This is a genomic window from Phaeobacter sp. PT47_59 (assembly GCF_028890025.1).
Taxonomy (GTDB): Bacteria; Pseudomonadota; Alphaproteobacteria; order Rhodobacterales; family Rhodobacteraceae; genus Phycobacter.
This window is the reverse complement of sequence record NZ_JARCJL010000005.1, coordinates 159,879-178,337: the sequence shown is the minus strand read 5'-3', so window position 1 is coordinate 178,337 and position 18,459 is coordinate 159,879. Positions and strand designations below refer to the sequence as shown.

Sequence of the window (18,459 nt, the reverse complement as noted above, 5' to 3'; positions counted from 1 at the left end):
CCAAAAAGAAGAGCCAAGGAGGCGCCCATGGCCGAAAGGTCGTTCAAGGCAGAAGTCGAGCACCTGCGCAAAGGCGCCGGGCACAACTTTACCGGAGAGGGCATTCTCGCCATCACCAAGGCTCTTTTGGAAAACGGTGTCGGCTATGTGGGCGGCTACCAGGGTGCGCCGATCTCGCACCTGATGGATGTTCTGGCCGATGCCGAAGATCTCTTGGGCGAACTCGGCGTGCGCTACGAGGCGAACGCCTCGGAAGCCGCCGCTGCCGCCATGCTGGCGGCCTCGGTGCATTACCCCATCCGCGGCGCTGTCACCTTCAAGGGCTCGGTCGGAGTCAATGTCGCTTCGGACGCGCTGGCGAACCTCGCCTCCTCGGGCGTCACCGGCGGTGCGCTGGTGGTCGTGGGCGAAGACTACGGCGAAGGTTCCTCGATCATGCAGGAACGCTCCTATGCCTTTGCGATGAAGTCGCAATTCTGGCTCTTGGATCCGCGCCCCAACCTGCCTTCGATCGTGAAATCCGTGGGCGATGGCTTTGGCCTGTCGGAAGCGTCGAACACGCCGGTGATGCTGATGGTGCGGATCCGGTCCTGCCATGTCACCGGCACGTTTGAGTGCCGCGACAACCAGCGGCCCGATCTGACCGTGCGCGATGCGCTGGCCAACCCGCAGCGCGATTTCTCCCGCGTGGTGCTGCCGCCGATGTCCTACCAGCACGAACACGACAAGATCGAAAACCGCTGGCCCGCAGCCGAGAAATACATCGTCGACAATGGTCTCAATGAACGCTTCGGCCCCAAGGCGGGCAAGGTCGGGTTGATCTGCCTTGGCGGTATGTACAACAGCGTGATCCGCGCGCTGCAACGCCTTGGCCTGGCGGATCTGTCGGGCAATACCGATGTGCCGCTCTACGTGATGAACGTGACCTACCCGCTGGTGCAAAGCGACCTTCTGGATTTCTGCGCGGACAAGGACGCGGTGCTGATGATCGAGGAAGGCCAGCCCGAGTTCATCGAACAGCAGCTTGGCGCCATGCTCTACAAGGCGGGCAGCAGCACGAAACTCGAAGGCAAGGGCACCTTCCCCAAGGCGGGCGAATACACCGGCCAGGTGATGAAGGACGGGATCGAGGATTTCCTGCGCACCTATGCCGCAAGCCTTTTGCCCGGACAGATCCTGGCCCCCAACGAACCCGCGCCCGAGATCCCCGACCTCAGCCAGACCGTGCCGATCCGCCCGCCGGGGTTTTGCACCGGCTGCCCTGAGCGGCCCATCTTTGCCTCGATGAAGCTGGTGGAGCAGGAGCTCGGCAAGCACCAGATCTCGGCCGATATCGGCTGTCACCTGTTCGCCGCCCTGCCCCCGTTCGAGATCGGCGGGCAGACCATGGGTTACGGGCTTGGCCCGGCCTCCAACGCGGCCTTTGACGGCGGCGGCGAGAAACGCGCGATCTCGATCCTGGGTGACGGAGGCTTCTGGCACAACGGGCTCAGTTCCTCGATCGGGAACATGGTGTTCAACAAATCCGACAGCGTGGCGATCATCGTCGACAACTACTATTCCGCTGCAACCGGCGGGCAGGATATCCCCTCAAGCCGCGCCAAGAATGCCAGCAAGGCGACCAACAATCCGATCACCAAGGCGCTGGAGGGGGCAGGCGTCAAATGGATCCGGCAGATCGACCGCACCTATGACGTCACACAGATGCGCGCCACCATCCGCGAGGCACTGACCACCGAGTATGACGGGCCAAAGGTCATCGTCGCCTCCTCGGAATGCATGCTGAACCGGCAGCGGCGCGAGAAACCCCTGCGCAATGCCGCCATCAAGGACGGCACTCGCGTCGAGGTGCCCCGCTTCGGCGTCGATCAGGACATCTGCACCGGGGATCACGCCTGTATCCGCCTATCGGGCTGCCCCTCGCTGTCCCTGAAGAAACTGGACGATCCCCTGCGCGACGATCCCGTCGCCCATATCGACCAGACCTGCGTCGGCTGTGGCAATTGCGGCGAGGTGGCCGATGCCGCGATCCTCTGCCCCTCCTTCTACGAGGCGCGCGTGGTGCATAACCCGACCGGCTTTGAGGCTTGGAAATCGGGTCTGCGCACAAAGGTGATCTCTTGGCTGCAAGCGCGGCGCGCGGCGCGGCGACTGCAGTTTTCCAGCAACCTCAGCCAGGGAGCCGCCTGATGTCCATCGAACTGCCAATCGGAACGGGCCAGCGCGACGCAGGCCTTGATGGGGTGATCAAGCTGGCCATCCTTGCCGTAGGCGGCCAGGGCGGCGGGGTGCTGACCAACTGGATCGAATCCCTGGCCCGCGCGCAGGGCTACAACGCCCAGGCCACCAGCGTTGCAGGCGTCGCCCAGCGCACTGGCGCCACGATCTACTATATCGAGATGGCCCCGGCCTCGGTCCCGAACCCGGTGTTCTCCCTGGCGCCTGCGCAGGGCGATGTGGACGTGATGATCGCCGCCGAGATGATGGAGGCCGGGCGCGCCATCCTGCGTGGCTTTGTGACGCCGGATCGTACCACGCTGATCGCCTCGACCCACCGGGCGCTGGCGGTGTCGGAGAAGATGGTGCCCGGTGACGGCATGGCCAATGCCGAAGAGGTGCGCGCCGCCGCAGAAATGGCCGCTGAAAAGCTGATCATGGCCGATATGGAGCGCGCCGCCGTGGGCGCGGGCTCGGTGATCTCGGCCTCGCTGTTCGGCGCCCTGGCCGGATCCGGCGCCCTGCCGTTTGACCGCGCCGCCTTTGAAGAGGCGATCCGGGCGGGTGGCAAGGGGGTGGAAGCCAGCCTGCGCGCCTTTGCAGCCGGGTATGACCTGGCGCAGAAGGGTGAAGACCAGCCAACGGAACAGCCCAAAGCACTACCGGCACTGGCCCCATCAGGTTCGTCCCGGCAGATACGCGCCTTCGAGGGGCTGATGGCCCGCATCAACGCCTTGCCAGCCGAAGTGACCGAGATGGCAGAGGCAGGCCTGCGCAAGGTGGTGGAGTTCCAGGACGTCGCCTATGGCGCGGAATATCTGGATCGGCTCGACAGCTTTGTCGCGAAGGACCACGCGGGCAAGGGCCACTTGATGTCTCGCGAGGCGGCGAAATACATCGCCAATGCCATGAGCTATGACGATGTGATCCGGGTGGCCGACCTCAAGACCCGCGCCAGCCGGTTCGACCGTATCGAGGATGAGATGGGCAGCGCAGGCAAGGCGCTCACCCTCACCGACTACCTGCACCCCCGCGCCGAGGAAATCGCAGGCCTGTTTCCCGCACGCCTTGGTGCGCGAGTCGAGGCCAGCCCCGCCTGGATGCAGCGGCTGGACCGGCTGTTCAACAAGGGTCGCCGCATCCGCACCGACAGCCTGCGCGGATTCCTCATGCTTTACCTGATCGGCGGCCTGCGTGGCTGGCGCCGCAAGACCCACCGCCACGCATTGGAGCAGGCCCATCTGGAGGATTGGATGGCCCGCTCCCATGGCTACCTGCCGGATCGCTATGACATGGCGGTGGAGATCCTGCGCTGTCGCCGCCTGATCAAGGGCTATTCCGATACCCATGCGCGCGGCCTCACGAAATTCGACCGGGTCCTAGAGGGTGCCAGACTGGTCGAGGCCCGCGAAGATGGCCCGGAATGGGTCGCTCGCCTGCGCGAAGCGGCCCTGCAGGACGAGAAGGGCGAGGCGCTGGATGGCGCACTGAAGACCATTCGCAGTTTCCTCTGACCTCTCCGCAGACCCAAAGCGTAGCGCTCCCGCGCCCGCAGGATGCCGTGGCCATGCCACGACTCCCTTGGCGGCCTTGGGCCCGGCGCCGCGCATAGCGCGGCGCCGGGCCCAACGGGAGGCGACCCTCCATCCGGAGGGGCGGTGACGGGCGGGAGCGCCACGCCAGGTTTTCATCCCACGCCACCACAGCAGCATCCTGCTTTCCATGAGGCTGTCACAACGATATGCAAGGCAAACACAGCCCTTCATGGACCGACCCCCGCGATGATCACCGCCCGCCTGCATGGCCGCCTTGGCAATCAGATGTTTCAATACGCGGCCGCCCGCGCGCTGGCCGACCGGCTGGGCACCTCGGTTGCCCTTGATACGCGCGAAGCGGTCCAGCGCGGCGAAGGCATCCTGACGCGGGTCTTTGATCTGGATCTGACCGAACCCGTCACACTGCCGCCGCTCAAATCCGCCGCTCCGCTGCGCTATGCGCTGTGGCGCGCCTTTGGCCGCTTACCCATGTTTCGGCGCGAACACGGTCTGGGCTACAATCTGGATTTCACAACCTGGGGCGAGGACAGCTACCTGCACGGCTACTGGCAGAGTGAACGGTACTTTGCGCCCATTGCCGAGCGCATCCGCGCGGATTTCGCCTTCCCCGCATTTTCCGACAGCCAAAATGCCGAGATGGCCGACCGCATCCAAGCCAGCAATGCGATCTCCCTGCACGTCCGGCGGGGCGACTATATGGCGCTTGCCGCCCATAGCCTGTGCGACCAAGCCTACTATGAGGCCGCCCTTGCGCATATCCTGACCGGCCTCTCTGGCACGCCAACGGTCTTTGTCTTCTCCGACGATCCCGGCTGGGCCAAGGACAACCTGCCGCTGCCCTGCGAGAAGATCGTGGTGGATTTCAATGGACCGGACGCGGATTATGAGGACATGCGGCTGATGACCCTGTGCCAGCACAATATCATCGCCAACAGCTCCTTCTCCTGGTGGGCGGCCTGGCTCAACCGCAACCCGAAGAAAATCGTGACCGGCCCGGCGCAGTGGTTCGGGAATCCCAAACTCTCCAACCCCGACATCCTGCCGGACAGCTGGCAGCGGATAGAGGCCTGATCAGAACGGCGCCTTGGCCCTGAACTTCATCGACTGTTCACTGTCGGGGTGTTTGATCCGCAGCTCTTCGGAATGCAGCATCATGCGCGGGAAGTCTCGTGCAGCCCCTTCCGCATATAGCGGATCGCCCAGGATTGGATGGCCAAGCGACAGCATATGCACCCGCAACTGGTGCGAGCGGCCGGTCTTGGGCGTCAGGCGCACGCGGGTTTCATCCGCGCCATAACGGATCACCCGCCAATCCGTGATCGCCGGCTTGCCCGTCTCGTGACAGACCATCTGGCGCGGACGGTTCGGCCAATCGACGATCAACGGCAGGTCCACCGTGCCCGAGCGCGGCTCCAGCCGCCCCGTGACGCGCGCGACATAGGCCTTGCGCGTGGTGCGCTTTTCAAACTGCATCGACAGGTGCCGCTGCGCATGGGGCGTCAGCGCAAAGACCATCACCCCCGAGGTATCCCGGTCCAGCCGGTGCACGAGCAGCGCTTCGGGAAATGCCGCTTGCACCCGGCTCAACAGGCAATCGGACAGATGTTCCCCCCGCCCCGGCACACTCAACAGGCCCGCGGGTTTGTTCACCGCAAGGATCTGTGCATCGTGATGGAGGATCTCCAAGGGATCCTGCGGCGGGTTGTAATCGCTTGATAGGGTCATGGCCGCCTGCCTAGCGCCTCCCCCTGTCTGCGGCAAGTTCCCGCGACGTCCTTCTTGCCCCCGTGCCTGCACCAGGGGCAGGATCAGCCGCAAAGAGGGAGAGAGACCATGCACCCAACCATCACCCGCATGCAGGAGGTCGTCGCCAAGGGCGAGGAACACCTGATCGCCGAGCTTCTGGCCGAAGACGTGAAATTCCTGCCGCCCACCTATTGGAAGACCTGGACGGGCCGCGCACCCGTCGCCGCCGTGCTAGGACACGTGGGGCAGGTCTTCTCTGACTTTCGCTATCGCCGCATCATGGGAGAAGGCAACGACTGGGCGCTGGAGTTCCAGTGCAAGATCGGTGAGTTCGACGCCGTCGGCGTGGACCTGATCACCTTGGGCGACGATGGGCTGATCGAGACCTTCGAGGTCGTGATGCGCCCCTATAAATCCGTAGGTGCCCTGCGCGATGCGATGAATGCGCGGGTTCAGACCGATGCGCGCTTTCTGAAATTCCGCGAGGCGCTCAGCTAATTTGGCCTTGTTAGAGCCTGTTTTCTAAACTCCGATGATTGCAGCCGACCAGATCTTGCGCCTGCCGCTGTTGCCTCTGTTGATTGCACAGGGGGTGATGGTGCGGCGCAAGGCCCTGCGGCTGCCGGAACCGGCAGGACCGCGACAGGGGTGCGCGGGATCGGGCCCGCCAGTGCGCCTGCTGATCGCCGGGGACAGTTCCGCCGCGGGCGTCGGCGCGGCGCATCAGGAGCAGGCGCTGGCCGGGCAGCTGGTCTCGCGCCTTGCATCCCGCTGGCAGGTGCATTGGCGGCTGGAGGCCACCACCGGCCATGCCACCGCCGACACGCTGCGCCGCCTGTCTGAGCTGCCCGCGCAGTCTTTTGATATCGCCATTCTGGCGCTTGGCGTGAATGACGTGACCGGGGCCGTTTCGCAGGGACGGTTTGCCCGGCAGCAGCAAGACTTGGCTCAGCTTCTTACCAATCGTTTTGGCGTGCGGCAGATCCTTGCTTGCGGCGTTCCTCAGGTGGAGCATTTCCCCGCCCTGCCTCAGCCACTAGCCTGGACACTGGGACGGCAGGCGCGACGACTGGATCGCAGGCTTGCGGATCTTTCCAGGCAGATCCACGGGTTTCACCACCTACCGTTTGATCTGCCCAGCGATCCGGAATTGGCGGCGGAAGATGGTTATCACCCGAACCCGAAAGCCTATGCGCTTTGGGCTGAACGGTTGGCCCAGGAAATTACAACACCGCCTGTTTAGAGCCTAATCAGCCCGATTTCACCGCTCCGGGCTTGCGCCGCATCTGGCGGATCAGGGGGATGGAATAGATCACCAGCGCGGCCCAGATCATCGGGAAGGCGATCATACGGGCATGACCGAATTCCTCGCCAAAGACAAAAACCGCCACCAGGAAAATCAGCGTCGGCGCGATATATTGCAGGATGCCGATGGTCGAAAGCCGCAGCAACTTGGCCCCGTTGGCATAGATGATCAGAGGCACCGCCGTCACCACGCCGCAGCCCATCAGAAGCAGGCTTTGCTCCCAGCTGACCGTAAAATGCCCTTCGCCCATCGCGCTGAGGTAGGCGACATAGCCAAGGGCGGGCACCGACAGGATCAGCACCTCCAACAGGAAGCCCTGATTGGGGCCAATCGGCAGCCACTTCTTGAAGAAGGCATAAAAGCCCCAGCTGAAGGTCAAGCCCACCGCAGCCCAGGGCAGGCTGCCGGTTTCAATGGTCAGCACCACCACAGCGGCGGCAGCCAAAGCGATGGCCACAAGCTGAGTGCGGCTCAGCCGCTCCCCCAGCAGAACGGCACCCAATGCGACACTAAACAAGGGGTTTATGTAATATCCAAGCGCGGCATCCAGCGCGTGGTCGGTGGCGATAGACCAGACGTAGATCCCCCAGTTGACCGAGATCAGCGCCGCCGTCAGGCAGGCCATCACCAAGGTGCGCGGGCTGCTGAGCGCCGCGCGCAGATCCTTGGTTCGGCGCAGCACGATCAATAGCGCCCCCGCCAAGGGCACCGACCAGATGACACGATGGGCGACCACCTCGGCCGCGGGAATATGCGACACCGCCTTCATGTAGAGCGGCAGAAACCCCCACAGGAGATAGGCCGTGATAGCAAAGGCCAGCCCCTGCGGGGTATCGGTATTCTCGGGCTTTTGGGTGGTCATGGCGGCACTCCTTCGCAGCCTTTATGGCAGCTTTGCAGGTGAAGGGAATGGCCAAATATTTGAAGGTCGGTCGCATTGCGCACCACCCTTCAACAACACAGGGTTTCTACCATGTTAGAGCCACATCAGGCCTTCACACGCTCCGATTTCGGGTCATACATCGGCTTCAGCGACGCCTCTGCCCGCACCCGGGTGCCCATCACATCGATCTCGTAAGTGGAGGCCAGAACCTCTGCCGCGCTTTGACCTTCGCAAGGCACGTAGCCCATGCCAATGGCACCCCCCAGGGTGTGCCCATAGGCCCCCGAAGAGATATAGCCGACGATCTTCCCATCCCGCAGCAGGGGTTCGTTGTGATACAAGAGCGGTTCAGGATCCATCAGGCGGAATTGCAGCATCCGTGCCTTGGGACCAGTCTCCTTGCGCGCCGCAACGGCCGCCTTGCCGATGAAATCATCCTTTTTCATGTCCACGGCAAAGCCAAGCCCCGCATCGATCACGTGATCCTCGCAGGTGATGTCATGGCCGAAGTGACGGAACCCCTTCTCGATCCGGCAGCTGTCCATCATATGCATGCCGCACAGCTTCAGATCCATCTCCTGACCGGCCTCCTGCAGCACCTCGAAGACATGGCCGGCCATATCTGTGGACACATAGATTTCCCAGCCGAGTTCACCGACGTAAGAGACCCGATGCGCACGCGCCAACCCCATGCCGATCTCGATCTCCTGCGCGGTGCCAAAGGGATTCACCGCATTGCTGAAATCACTTGGGGAGACCTTCTGCAGCAACTCGCGCGAACGCGGCCCCATCACCGCCAGCACCCCTTCGCCCGCCGTCACATCGGTGATGGTGACCCGGCGATCCCCGACCAGCCGCCGCATGCGGGTCTCATCCGCCAGCCGGGTGATCGCGGGCGTCACGACCAAGTATACAGTCTCTGACAGGCGGGTGACGGTCACATCCGCCTCGATCCCGCCGCGGGCGTTCAGGAACTGCGTATAGACGATCTTACCCACAGGCACCGACATGTTCGCGCCGCAGATGTGGTTGAGGAAGCTTTCGGCATCCGGCCCTTCGACGCGGATCTTCCCGAAGGAGGACATATCGTAGATGCCGACGTTTTCCCGCACCGCACGGTGCTCGGCAGCGGCGTTCTGGAACCAGTTCTGCCGCTTCCAGCTGTAGCGATAGTCACGCAACTGGCCCTCCTCCGCGAACCAGTTGGCGCGCTCCCAGCCCGCCAGTTCGCCAAAGACCGCGCCCTTTTCCTGTAGCTGGTAATGGAATGGAGACCGCCGCACCCCGCGCGCCGTGGCCTTTTGCCGGTAGGGGAAGTGATCGGCATAGAGCAGGCCCAGCGTCTCCTTGGAGCGTTCGAACAGGTAGTGCTTGTTGCCCTGGAACGGCTGCATGCGGGTAATATCAACATCCCCCAGGTCAAAGGGCTTTTCCCCGTCCTGCATCCATTGCGCCAGCGCCATGCCCGCGCCGCCCGCCGACTGGATCCCGATCGAATTGAACCCCGCCGCGACCCAGACATTGTCCATCTCGGGCGCCAGACCCAGGTGATAGGCGTCGTCGGGCGTGAAGCTTTCGGGGCCGTTGAAGAACGTATGGATCCCGGCATCCGCCAGCATCGGCATGCGGTTGCAGGCGGCTTCCAGGATGGGTTCGAAATGGTCGAAATCCTCGGGCAGCTGGTCGAATTCGAAACTGTCGGGAATGCCGGTCATGCCCCAGGGCTTGGCATTTGGCTCAAAGGCGCCCAGCATGATCTTGCCCGCGTCCTCCTTGTAGTAGGCGCATTCGTCCGGCACCCGAAGAACCGGCATCTGGCTGAGCCCCTGGATCGGCTCGGAGACGATGTAGAAATGCTCGCAGGCGTGAAGCGGCACGTTGATGCCCGCCATCCGGCCCACCTCATGCCCCCACATGCCGGCGCAGTTCACCACCATGTCACAGGCGATATGCCCTTTATCAGAGCCTGAATCAGAGACCCAATCGACCCCGGTCACCCTGCGACCTTCTCGCGAAATGCCGGTGACCTTGATCCGTTCCTTCACCAGGGCGCCCCGCTGTCGCGCCCCCTTGGCAAGGGCCAGCGCGATATTGGCCGGGTCCGCCTGACCGTCGGTCGGCAACCAGACGCCGCCGGTGAGGCCGTCAAGATTGATATGGCCGTAGCGCTCCTTCACCTCGGTTGGCGACAGCTCCTCGACCGGCACGCCAAAGGCGCGCGCCATAGCGGCATTGCGGTATAGCTCCTCAAGCCGTTCATCCGTCAGCGCGACCGAGACCGAGCCCACCTGCCGCATGCCGGTGGCAACGCCGGTTTCTTCTTCCAGCCCCAGGTACAGATCCGCGGAATAGCGCGCGAGCTTGGTCATGTTGGAGGAGGCGCGCAGCTGCCCGATCAACCCCGCGGCATGCCATGTGGTGCCCGAGGTCAGCTGCTTGCGCTCCAACAGCACCACATCTTTCCAGCCGAGTTTCGTCAGGTGATAGGCCACCGAGCAGCCCACCACGCCGCCGCCGATGATGACCACGCGGGCCGATTTGGGAAGATCGCTCATGTCCTGCACTCCGAAGGCACTGTTTCCAGGCCATGATGGCACGGATAGGCGGCAGAAAATGCATCAAAAACGTCAGCGAAAGCCCTGTCTTTGCCCCGCCTGCCGTGAAACGCTACCCGGCCGAAGGATGCATGCGCCGCTGTTTGCGCAGGGCAAAGGGCGTGATCCCGAAGACGGATTTGTAGAGCGAGGAAAACCCGTTGGGAAAACCGCAAGCCATGCCGATCTCGCGCACGCTGAGCGTGGTGTTCAATAGCAGGTTGTTGGCCTTGCTCAGCCGCATTTCCCGGTAAAATCCGTTTGGTGTGGTGCCAAAGAAGGTCTTGAACTTGCGCTCAAGGGAGCGATTGGACAGGCCCAGTTCCGCCACGATGACCCCGATCGGCAAGGGATCCTCGATATGGGCCTGCATCAGGCGAATGCAGTGATCCAGATCGCGATCCCCCGAGGTGGTCGGGCCATGGCCCGCAAAGGGCTGCAGCGAGGAAAAATCGCGGATGTGATCATGCAGCAGGATATTCGCCACCGTCACCTGCGCCGCCGCCGAGGTGAGCCGCCCGACCAGTGCCAGAACGATATCGGTGGTGGCGCCCATGCCGGCACAGGTCACCACCAGCCCGTCCTCATGCGCCAGGGCCTGGCTGCCCGGCTCCATCCCCAGCTGTTCGCGGAGCAAGTCCGAGTTCTCCCAATGGGTGGTATGGGGGCCGCTGGTGCCGCTCTGGCTGCGGATATGACGGGCGGCGGCCTCGGCCAGCAGATAGACCTGGGTGCCGCGGCTGGTATAGCTCTGGATCACCCGGCCCAGCGACAGGCCGGGATGACCGGGATCCGTGTTGCCCAGCACGAATGCAAAATCCGCATCGGGCCTTGCGGCAAACCGCTCGGTTTCGACGCTGAGCCCCGAGCGGCAACCAATCCGGCCGCCAGAGGCCGACCGCACGGTCCAATCGAACAGGGGGCGGGCCAGCACCCGGTTGGCAATGCGCAGCGTATCCGTGACGGCGGCCATTTCGGTCAGCACAAACCCTTCGCAGACCAGGATGTCAAACTGCCACCCGCCGGATTGAACACCACGCCCCTGTCCCATCGCCGCCCCGACCTGTCAGACGATCCGGTGACCGGCGCCGACCAGACGGCGGGCCAGTGCGGCGATGTGATCGGGGCCAACCTCACAGCAGCCGCCGACGATCGTGGCCCCTTGGTCGATCCACCCCATCACGAAATCGGCGTAGGCCTCCGGCCCCAGGTCCTTGCGTTCCTGCAAGGCGTCCACCGTGGGGGCATCCTTCAGAAACCCTTCGGAGATCCTGGTAAAGCCGTTGGCATAGGCGCCGAAGGGGCGGCCAAAGGTTTTCAGGATCTCCAAGCCCGCCGGGATCGCCTCGGGACGGGAACAGTTGATCAGCACCGCATCGGGCGCGAACTCCGCCACCACCGGCGCCAGATCGGCAACCGGCTCACCGGAACGCAGGTGGGTTCCATCCTCGTCATCCACCGTCACCGACAACCAGACAGGACGCCGGGCATTCCGGCACCCCATCAGCCCGCCGCGCGCCTGATCCACCGAGGCCACGGTTTCCAGGATGAAGAGATCCACCCGATCGCGCATCAGCTCGACCAGCTCCGCAAACAGCGGCGCTGCCTCGGCAGCGGGGGGCGTCTTGTCGGTGCGATAGGTGGCGCCAAGCGGCCCCATCGCCCCGGCCACCCTTCCCCCGCCGTTGGCATCGCGGGCCGCACAAGCGCCCCGCAATGCCATGTCGATCAGCTCTTCAAAGCGATCCTCGAGCCCGCCCATGGGCAAGCGGTCCCGGTGCACAGCATAGGTATTTGCCGTGGCAATCGTGGCACCCGCGTCGAAATAGGCCTTATGCACGGCCTCCACGGCTTCTGGCTGTTCCAGCATCACCGAGGTGGACCACATGGGCGTCGGCCGCCCCTTGGCGCGTTTCACCAGCTCCTGACCGATGGAACCGTCAAGCAATGTGATATCGGACATCTGCACCCTCCAAACTCTTCTGATTGCGCGCTAACTACAGATACTCAGGCGCGCAAGCGGGCATTTTGAGGATCCCAGAGCGGTTCGTCCTTCTGCACCACGGCCGGGCACATCTGCCCGTAGATTTCCACCGCCACTTCGGTGCCCGGCACAGCCAGATCGCTGCGCACCATGCCCAGCGCGATGGAGGCGCCCACACGGTAGCCCCAGTCGCCCGAGGTGGTCTCTCCGACGATCTCCCCATCCTTCCAGATGCAGGACATGTAAGGGGCATCCGCCTCTGCCGCCTCGACCACCAGGGTCACAAAGCGTTTTGCCGGGCCGTTTTCGGCCTCTGCCGCGAGGATCGCCTTGCCGGGGAAATCCTGCGGCTTGGCAAGCCGGATGAAGCGATCAAGACCGCCTTCGATGGCCGAGTAATCGGTGGAAAGGTCCCCTTTCCAGGCGCGGTATCCCTTCTCGATCCGCAGGGCGTTCAGCGCATACATGCCAAAGGGTTTGGCACCCGCCCCCAGCACCGCCTCGTAAAGCGCCGGGATGTCAGCGGGGGCGGCGTGGATCTCCCAGCCCAGCTCCCCGGCAAAGGACACCCGCGCCAAGCCACAGTCGCGCCCGGCAATGCGCGCGGTCTGCACAGACAGCCAGGGCAACGACAGGTCGGCCTCGGTTCCGATGGCGGTGAAGATGTCGCGCGCGGCGGGGCCGGTGACGATCAGGGTCGAGAAGTCCCGCGTGCGGTCGTTGAGCGTGATCCCCTCGGGCAGGTCATGGGCCAGCACGTCGTAATCATGCCATTGCGCCGTGGCGGCGGTGATCAGCATGTAGTGATCCTCCCCGTGCCACATCACGCTCATCTCGGTCAGGATGCGGCCACGGGGATCGGTGAAATAGGCCAGCCCCATGCGCCCCTCGCCCGGAAGGCCGCCGGTGATCTTGCCCAAGAGCCAGTCGCGCGCGCCGGGTCCCTTGACCTCGAAGCGGGAAAATCCGGGCAGGTCCAGAACGCCGCAGTGATCGCGCACCGCCTCGCATTCCTCGCGGATGCGCGCCTCCCAGGGTCCGGCACGGCCCCAGGTCTGTGTTGCTTCCTCGGAGGTGTCATCACCTGGTTTTGCAAACCAATTGGCGCGCTCCCAGCCGTTATAGGCGCCCATCTGGCCGCCCAAGCCGGTGACCCGCTCATGCACCGGGGAGAGCTTGCGATCCCGCCCGGCAGGCCATTCGTGGCGCGGGAAGTGCATGGCATATTCGTGGCCGTAGACCTCCATCCCCTTGGCAACGCAGTAGTCGTGATCGGTGTAATCGGTGTAGCGGCGCGGATCGCAGGACCACATGTCCCATTCCGTCTGCCCATCGACGATCCATTCCGCCAGCACCTTGCCCGCACCGCCGCCCTGGGCAATGCCAAAGGTAAAGACGCAAGCCTCGAAGGCGTTTTTCACCCCTGGCATGGGGCCGATCAGGGGCAAACCGTCCGGGGCATAGGGGATCGGCCCGTTGATAACCCGCGAAACCCCCGCAGTGGCCAGCGCGGGCACCCGCTCCATCGCGTCCGAGACGATATCCTCGATCCGGTCCAGATCATCGTTCCACAGTTGGAAGGAGAAATCCTCGGGCATGGGATCGGCGTCGGTATCCCAATGGGCGCGGCAATTGGGTTCATAGGGGCCAAGGTTGAAGCCGTGCTTTTCCTGCCGCAGGTAGTAGGAGACATCCACATCCCGCAGAAGCGGCAGCTTCTTCCCGGTCGCCTTGCTGTGGGCTTCGATCTCGGGGATTTCCTCGGACAACAGGTACTGGTGGCTCATCACCATCATCGGCACCGTGCGCCCGCCATAGGGTTTGAACCATTCCCCCACCCGCTGCGCGTAATACCCCGCAGCGTTGACCACATAGTCGCAGGCGATGTCACCCTTATCCGTATGCACGATCCAAGTGCCATCGTCGTTCTGGGTCACCCCGGTTGCCGGACAGAAGCGCAGGATCTTCGCGCCCATGTCCCGCGCGCCCTTGGCCAGCGCCTGCGTCACCTGTGCCGGGTCGATGTCGCCATCATTGGGATCATACAGAGCGCCCGCCAGATCGTGGGTTTCCAAGAAGGGATAGCGCGCCTTGGTTTCCTCGGGGGTCAGGATCTCCATCCCCATCCCCTGATAGCGGCCCATGGCGGCGGCGCGCTCGAACTCCTGCATGCGCTCCTTCGTGTGCGCCAGCCGGATCGATCCGGTCTGGTGGTAGTTCATCGGGTAGTCGACCTCGTCCCCAAGTCGTGCGTACAGCTCGGTCGAGTAGCGCTGCATGTTCATGATCGACCAGGAGGTCGAGAAGGTCGGCACATTGCCCGCCGCATGCCAGGTGGACCCCGCCGTCAGCTCGTTCTTTTCCAGGAGCACGCAATCGCTCCAGCCCTTCTTGGCCAGATGATACAGGGACGAACAGCCGACAACACCGCCGCCAATGATGACCACGCGGGCCTTTGATGGAAAATCAGTCATGTTCAGCCTCTTTCAATGTGTATGTGTCGAGACGGCACGTGACGTGCCGGTTTCCCATGCGCTGCGGGACGGCGGGCGGGAAGAAGGGTTTGTGTAAAGGGTGTCTGGCGCTAGACTTTGCATCACATCCCAGGAGCAAAGGATCGGGGGAGGCACCATGACTCGCTTTTCCAGCGTGCTGTTTCAGCTGTCCGGGGTCGAACCCGCCCGGCTCAGCGGTTTGGGGCATGATCTTCTGATCGTGGAAACCGGGCTGCGCTCGACAGCGGTGAGCCCGCATTTCACCTCTGCCGATCTGGCCGCGTTGCACCGCGAAAACACCACGGCGATCGGATATCTCAATATGGCTGTCACCGATCACAATCGGGACTACTGGCAGGCGGACTGGACTGTTGGCGGACCTGCGGACAACCCGGACATGGGGACGATCAACCCGAATGCCGATGTTCCGGATTGGCTTCAAAATGCCCATGGAACGGCTGCGAACTTTGGCCGCATCGTTGACTACAGCGATCCGGACTGGCTTGCGGCTGTGCTGGCGCCCTATGCCGCCGATATCGTCGAGGCCGGATTTGGCGGCCTGTTCCTGGACGATGTCGCGCAATACTACCAAGCGGCGGATCAATCGGACGGCAGCTATGCCCAATGGGAAGCCGCCAGGGACATGATGCAGCTGCTCGTCGATCTGGCCGAGGTTCTTGAGCGCGATCATGGCATCGACGCCGAAGCGCTGACCCTGGTGGTGAATGGCGGGCCTTTCATCATCAGCGACTATATCTTTGCCCGTCCAGAGGATGAGACCTCTGCAATCGATTACGATCTGATCAACCGCTACCGGGCGCTGGTGGATGGTCTTGTGATCGAGAACGTCACCGAATCCGACTTCGGATTTTGGCGCACCGCGCGCGACTGGTTCAATGGGACCGGTCCCGGAGCGAGCGTTGCCGGTCAAGCGTTTCAGGAGGATCAAACCGATCTGATCGCAATCGAAACCGCCGGCTGGATCGACAATATCGGACGGCTGCTGTCGCGGTTGGACCGCATCGGGGCCGAGGTCTTCATCGCGCGAGACCCAGGTTACGATGCGGCCCTGACACCCGAGCGCATTGGAACCGCCGGTGCGGACCGGTTGCGCGGCGACATCACCGATGACGTTTTGATCGGGCTTGGCCACGCCGATATCCTGCGCGGGCGCGGCGGTGATGACATTATCTTCGGCGGGCGCGGGGATGATGTGATCTATGGCTCTGCCGGCGACGACATCATCTTTGCCGGTGGCGGAAACGACACCATCTACGGCGGCGGCGGCAATGACATCATCATTGGAGGCGCGGGCAGAGATGTGATCCACGGCGGGCGCGGGCGGGACAGTCTTGTCGGCGGCACCGGAGAGGATCTGGTGAACGGTGGGCGTGGTCTCAATGAGGTCTATCAGGACAGCCCGGCTCAGACCGTGCTGGACGACTGGTTCATATGAGGGGAACACCGCGCGCATCGGATTTCTAGTCGCGCTGAGGCAGCCCGTCGGCGATCTCGTAATAGTCGCCCTTGCTGCCGGTAAAGATGTGCTTTTCGATCTTCAGCCCGGTGGGGTCTTCGACCGCGCCAAGGGCAAAGCTGATGGTGTCTTCGTCATAGGCCTTCCAGAACAGGAAGGAGCCGCAGCGGGCGCAGAAGCCGCGTTTGGCATCCGGGGAGGCCTGAAACCAACTGACGGATCCGGTGATTGCAAGCTCCGCCTCCGGCACATAGGCCGAGGCCCAGATACCGCCCGATTGCTTGCGGCATTGGCCGCAGTGGCACATGGAGGCGCCTTTTGGGGCCGCAGCGGTTTCGAAACGGATATCGCCGCACAGGCAGGATCCCTTGATCATCGGACAGTCTCCACGCTTGGTGTGCTGCTGGCCCCCAGCAGGATGCCGTAGGTGATGAAGCACAGGGCCAGCACCCGGCGGATCCAGACATTGAAAACGGCTTTGAGCGCCGCCTTGCCCATCAGAACCCCCAAGAGCGTAAAGCCCGTGTAGCTGAGCGTCGTCAGCACCAGCGCGGTCGGCATGATCACCGACATCTGCTCCCAGATCGGCACGCCGGGCTGCACGAACTGTGAAAAGGCGGCAAGGTATCCGGCGACGCTTTTGGGGTTGATCGTGGCGACCGCCAGTGCGTGCAGATAGACATGGCGCGCGGGACGTTCGACCGCGGGCGTGGGGCGGGTTGCATTGATCCAGCCGCGAATGCCGAGGAAAATCAGGAACCCCGCGCCGATCACCTTGGCCACAAGGAACCCGGTCGGCGAGGCCGCGATCAGCGCCGTCACCCCCAGCGCCGACAGCACCAGAAAGGCGCTGGCCTGCGTCAGGATCGCCAGCACCCCCAGCATCGCCTTGGGCAGGCCCAGCGTCATGCCGTTGGAGATGCAGTTCACCGCATTGGGACCAGGCGTGGTGACAAAGACCACCCAGAACAGGGCAAAGACACTCCAGGCTTCGAAACTCATGACGCGTCCCCCTCAGTAGACCGGCGGGGCGATGACCCAGACGGCCACGGCGGGCACGTCATAGGGGTTGGCCCATTGATAGGGTTCATGGCGGATGCGGAAACTGTCGCCGGGGCCGACGGTGTAGGCGCGCCCGCCGATCACCAGGTCCAGCTTGCCCGAAATCATGTAGCCCACCTCCTGGGTGGGACGGTCCGCCGGGGTCTGCATGCGCGAGCGCGGCGCAAAGGTCGAATGCACCATCTCGAAATCATCGGTCAGATCGGGTGAGAGCAGCTCTTCGATCAACCCTTCCTCGCCCGAGCCCATCGGGCGGCGGGCACCGGCGCGCACCACATAGCCCTGTTCCTGCGCAGGCACATGGGAATGGGCAAACAGCATCGACATCGGCACGCCCAGGCACTGGGCGATCTGGCGCAGGTCCGAGATCGAGGGCTCCGACAGGTCCCGCTCCACCTGGCTGAGCCAGCCGACGGAACGCTCCAACCGCTCCGCGATTTCCGTCAGGGTCAGCCCGCGCGCCTTGCGCAGGGCGCGGATATCGGCGCCAAGGCTGGCAGAGGAGGGCGACAGATCGGACAAGGGGCGGCTCCGGCTCGTGAAAAAATGCAGCGCTTTTTCACGATGACCCGAGTCGGTGAAATTTCAAAGTGTTTTTTCACGAAGGCGAAGAAATCTCCACCTAGTACGCAAAGACCTGTTTCAGGATCGCAGTCAGCTGATCCGCATCTTCCTGGGTAAAGGCATCGGGCTGATCGCTGTCGATGTCGAAGACGCCGATCAGATCCCCCGCCGCGTTCCAGACCGGCAGCACCAGCTCCGACCGGGTGGAAGAGGCGCAGGCGATATGGCCGGGAAAATCCTCCACATCCGGCACCAGCTGGGTCTCACCCGTGCGGGCTGCCGCACCACAGACCCCGCGCGAAAACGGGATCTGCAGGCAGCCATGGCCGCCCTGATAGGGGCCGATCTTCAGCAGCTCGGGCGCCACCACGCGATAAAACCCGGTCCAGTCGAACCGCGCGTCACTGTGATGCACTTCGCAGGCAACGGTGGCCATCAGGGCAACCTCATCCGTCTCGCCCTCGGTCAGGGCGGCGATGGTCTTGGCCAAAGTGGTGTAATCGAGGCTCATCCTGTCAGGCTCCCGCGTTTTCGGTTCTCAGGATGCTCTATCCCGCGACAGGCACTTGGACGCA

At 63.6% G+C, this 18,459-nt stretch carries 16 protein-coding genes; 6 read left to right on the top strand and 10 right to left on the bottom strand.

Going from position 1 to position 18,459, the window contains the following annotated elements:
• The first annotated feature begins 27 nt into the window (after window positions 1-27).
• From PXK01_RS06695 to PXK01_RS06685, 3 genes are read left to right on the top strand one after another with little or no spacing between them, the layout of a single operon-like run.
• Entirely contained in the window at window positions 28-2,190 is a 2,163-nt protein-coding gene (locus PXK01_RS06695; RefSeq protein ID WP_274847014.1) for an indolepyruvate ferredoxin oxidoreductase subunit alpha, read from the top strand.
• On the top strand, window positions 2,190-3,731 hold the full coding sequence (locus PXK01_RS06690) for an indolepyruvate oxidoreductase subunit beta family protein (protein ID WP_274859365.1): 1,542 nt from the start codon (window positions 2,190-2,192) through the stop codon (window positions 3,729-3,731). Before PXK01_RS06695 ends, PXK01_RS06690 begins: the two co-directional genes overlap by 1 nt.
• Window positions 3,732-3,773: 42 nt before the next feature.
• The gene (locus PXK01_RS06685) at window positions 3,774-4,844 is read left to right on the top strand and encodes an alpha-1,2-fucosyltransferase (protein WP_274859364.1); all 1,071 of its coding nucleotides are present in this window, start codon (window positions 3,774-3,776) and stop codon (window positions 4,842-4,844) included.
• Here PXK01_RS06685 and PXK01_RS06680 read toward each other — a convergent pair whose 3' ends face one another.
• Window positions 4,845-5,498 carry an RluA family pseudouridine synthase gene (locus PXK01_RS06680; RefSeq protein WP_274859363.1) on the bottom strand — a complete coding sequence of 218 codons (654 nt, stop codon included), beginning with the start codon at window positions 5,496-5,498 and terminating at the stop codon, window positions 4,845-4,847.
• A 108-nt stretch (window positions 5,499-5,606) separates the two neighbouring features.
• On the opposite strand from PXK01_RS06680, the gene PXK01_RS06675 reads away from it, so the two are divergent.
• Entirely contained in the window at window positions 5,607-6,017 is a 411-nt protein-coding gene (locus tag PXK01_RS06675) for a nuclear transport factor 2 family protein (RefSeq protein ID WP_274847010.1), read from the top strand.
• 34 nt (window positions 6,018-6,051) lie between these two features.
• Window positions 6,052-6,762, top strand: coding sequence for an SGNH/GDSL hydrolase family protein (locus tag PXK01_RS06670; protein WP_274859362.1), 711 nt, complete (start codon window positions 6,052-6,054; stop codon window positions 6,760-6,762).
• A gap of 7 nt (window positions 6,763-6,769) precedes the next feature.
• Here PXK01_RS06670 and rarD read toward each other — a convergent pair whose 3' ends face one another.
• The 5 genes from rarD to PXK01_RS06645 all read right to left on the bottom strand — a co-directional run bounded on the left by rarD (window position 6,770) and on the right by PXK01_RS06645 (window position 14,760).
• Entirely contained in the window at window positions 6,770-7,687 is a 918-nt protein-coding gene (rarD, locus tag PXK01_RS06665) for an EamA family transporter RarD (RefSeq protein ID WP_274847008.1), read from the bottom strand.
• 125 nt (window positions 7,688-7,812) lie between these two features.
• Window positions 7,813-10,263, bottom strand: coding sequence for a GcvT family protein (locus PXK01_RS06660; protein ID WP_274859361.1), 2,451 nt, complete (start codon window positions 10,261-10,263; stop codon window positions 7,813-7,815).
• Between the two features lie 112 nt (window positions 10,264-10,375).
• Window positions 10,376-11,353 (bottom strand): GlxA family transcriptional regulator, encoded by a 978-nt coding sequence (locus PXK01_RS06655; protein WP_274859360.1) that lies wholly within the window; start codon window positions 11,351-11,353, stop codon window positions 10,376-10,378.
• Window positions 11,354-11,368: 15 nt separating this feature from the next.
• A complete protein-coding gene (locus tag PXK01_RS06650) occupies window positions 11,369-12,265 on the bottom strand; it encodes a homocysteine S-methyltransferase family protein (RefSeq protein ID WP_274859359.1) in 897 nt (298 codons plus the stop codon).
• A 44-nt stretch (window positions 12,266-12,309) separates the two neighbouring features.
• On the bottom strand, window positions 12,310-14,760 hold the full coding sequence (locus tag PXK01_RS06645; protein ID WP_274859358.1) for a GcvT family protein: 2,451 nt from the start codon (window positions 14,758-14,760) through the stop codon (window positions 12,310-12,312).
• Window positions 14,761-14,917: 157 nt separating this feature from the next.
• Between PXK01_RS06645 and PXK01_RS06640 the strand changes: the two genes are divergently transcribed.
• Window positions 14,918-16,237 carry an endo alpha-1,4 polygalactosaminidase gene (locus PXK01_RS06640; RefSeq protein WP_274859357.1) on the top strand — a complete coding sequence of 440 codons (1,320 nt, stop codon included), beginning with the start codon at window positions 14,918-14,920 and terminating at the stop codon, window positions 16,235-16,237.
• 25 nt (window positions 16,238-16,262) lie between these two features.
• On the opposite strand, the gene PXK01_RS06635 is transcribed toward PXK01_RS06640, so the two are convergent.
• The 4 genes from PXK01_RS06635 to PXK01_RS06620 form a co-directional block, all read right to left on the bottom strand.
• Window positions 16,263-16,634, bottom strand: a complete 372-nt coding sequence (locus tag PXK01_RS06635; RefSeq protein ID WP_274847002.1) for a GFA family protein — start codon at window positions 16,632-16,634, stop codon at window positions 16,263-16,265.
• Window positions 16,631-17,260 (bottom strand): LysE family translocator, encoded by a 630-nt coding sequence (locus PXK01_RS06630; RefSeq protein WP_274859356.1) that lies wholly within the window; start codon window positions 17,258-17,260, stop codon window positions 16,631-16,633. The genes PXK01_RS06635 and PXK01_RS06630 overlap by 4 nt, the downstream gene beginning before the upstream one ends.
• A 12-nt stretch (window positions 17,261-17,272) precedes the next feature.
• Window positions 17,273-17,842, bottom strand: a complete 570-nt coding sequence (locus PXK01_RS06625) for a helix-turn-helix domain-containing protein (protein ID WP_274859355.1) — start codon at window positions 17,840-17,842, stop codon at window positions 17,273-17,275.
• A gap of 100 nt (window positions 17,843-17,942) precedes the next feature.
• Complete coding sequence (locus tag PXK01_RS06620; RefSeq protein WP_274859353.1) at window positions 17,943-18,395, bottom strand: GAF domain-containing protein; 453 nt, start codon at window positions 18,393-18,395, stop codon at window positions 17,943-17,945.
• Between the last annotated feature and the right edge of the window lie 64 nt (window positions 18,396-18,459).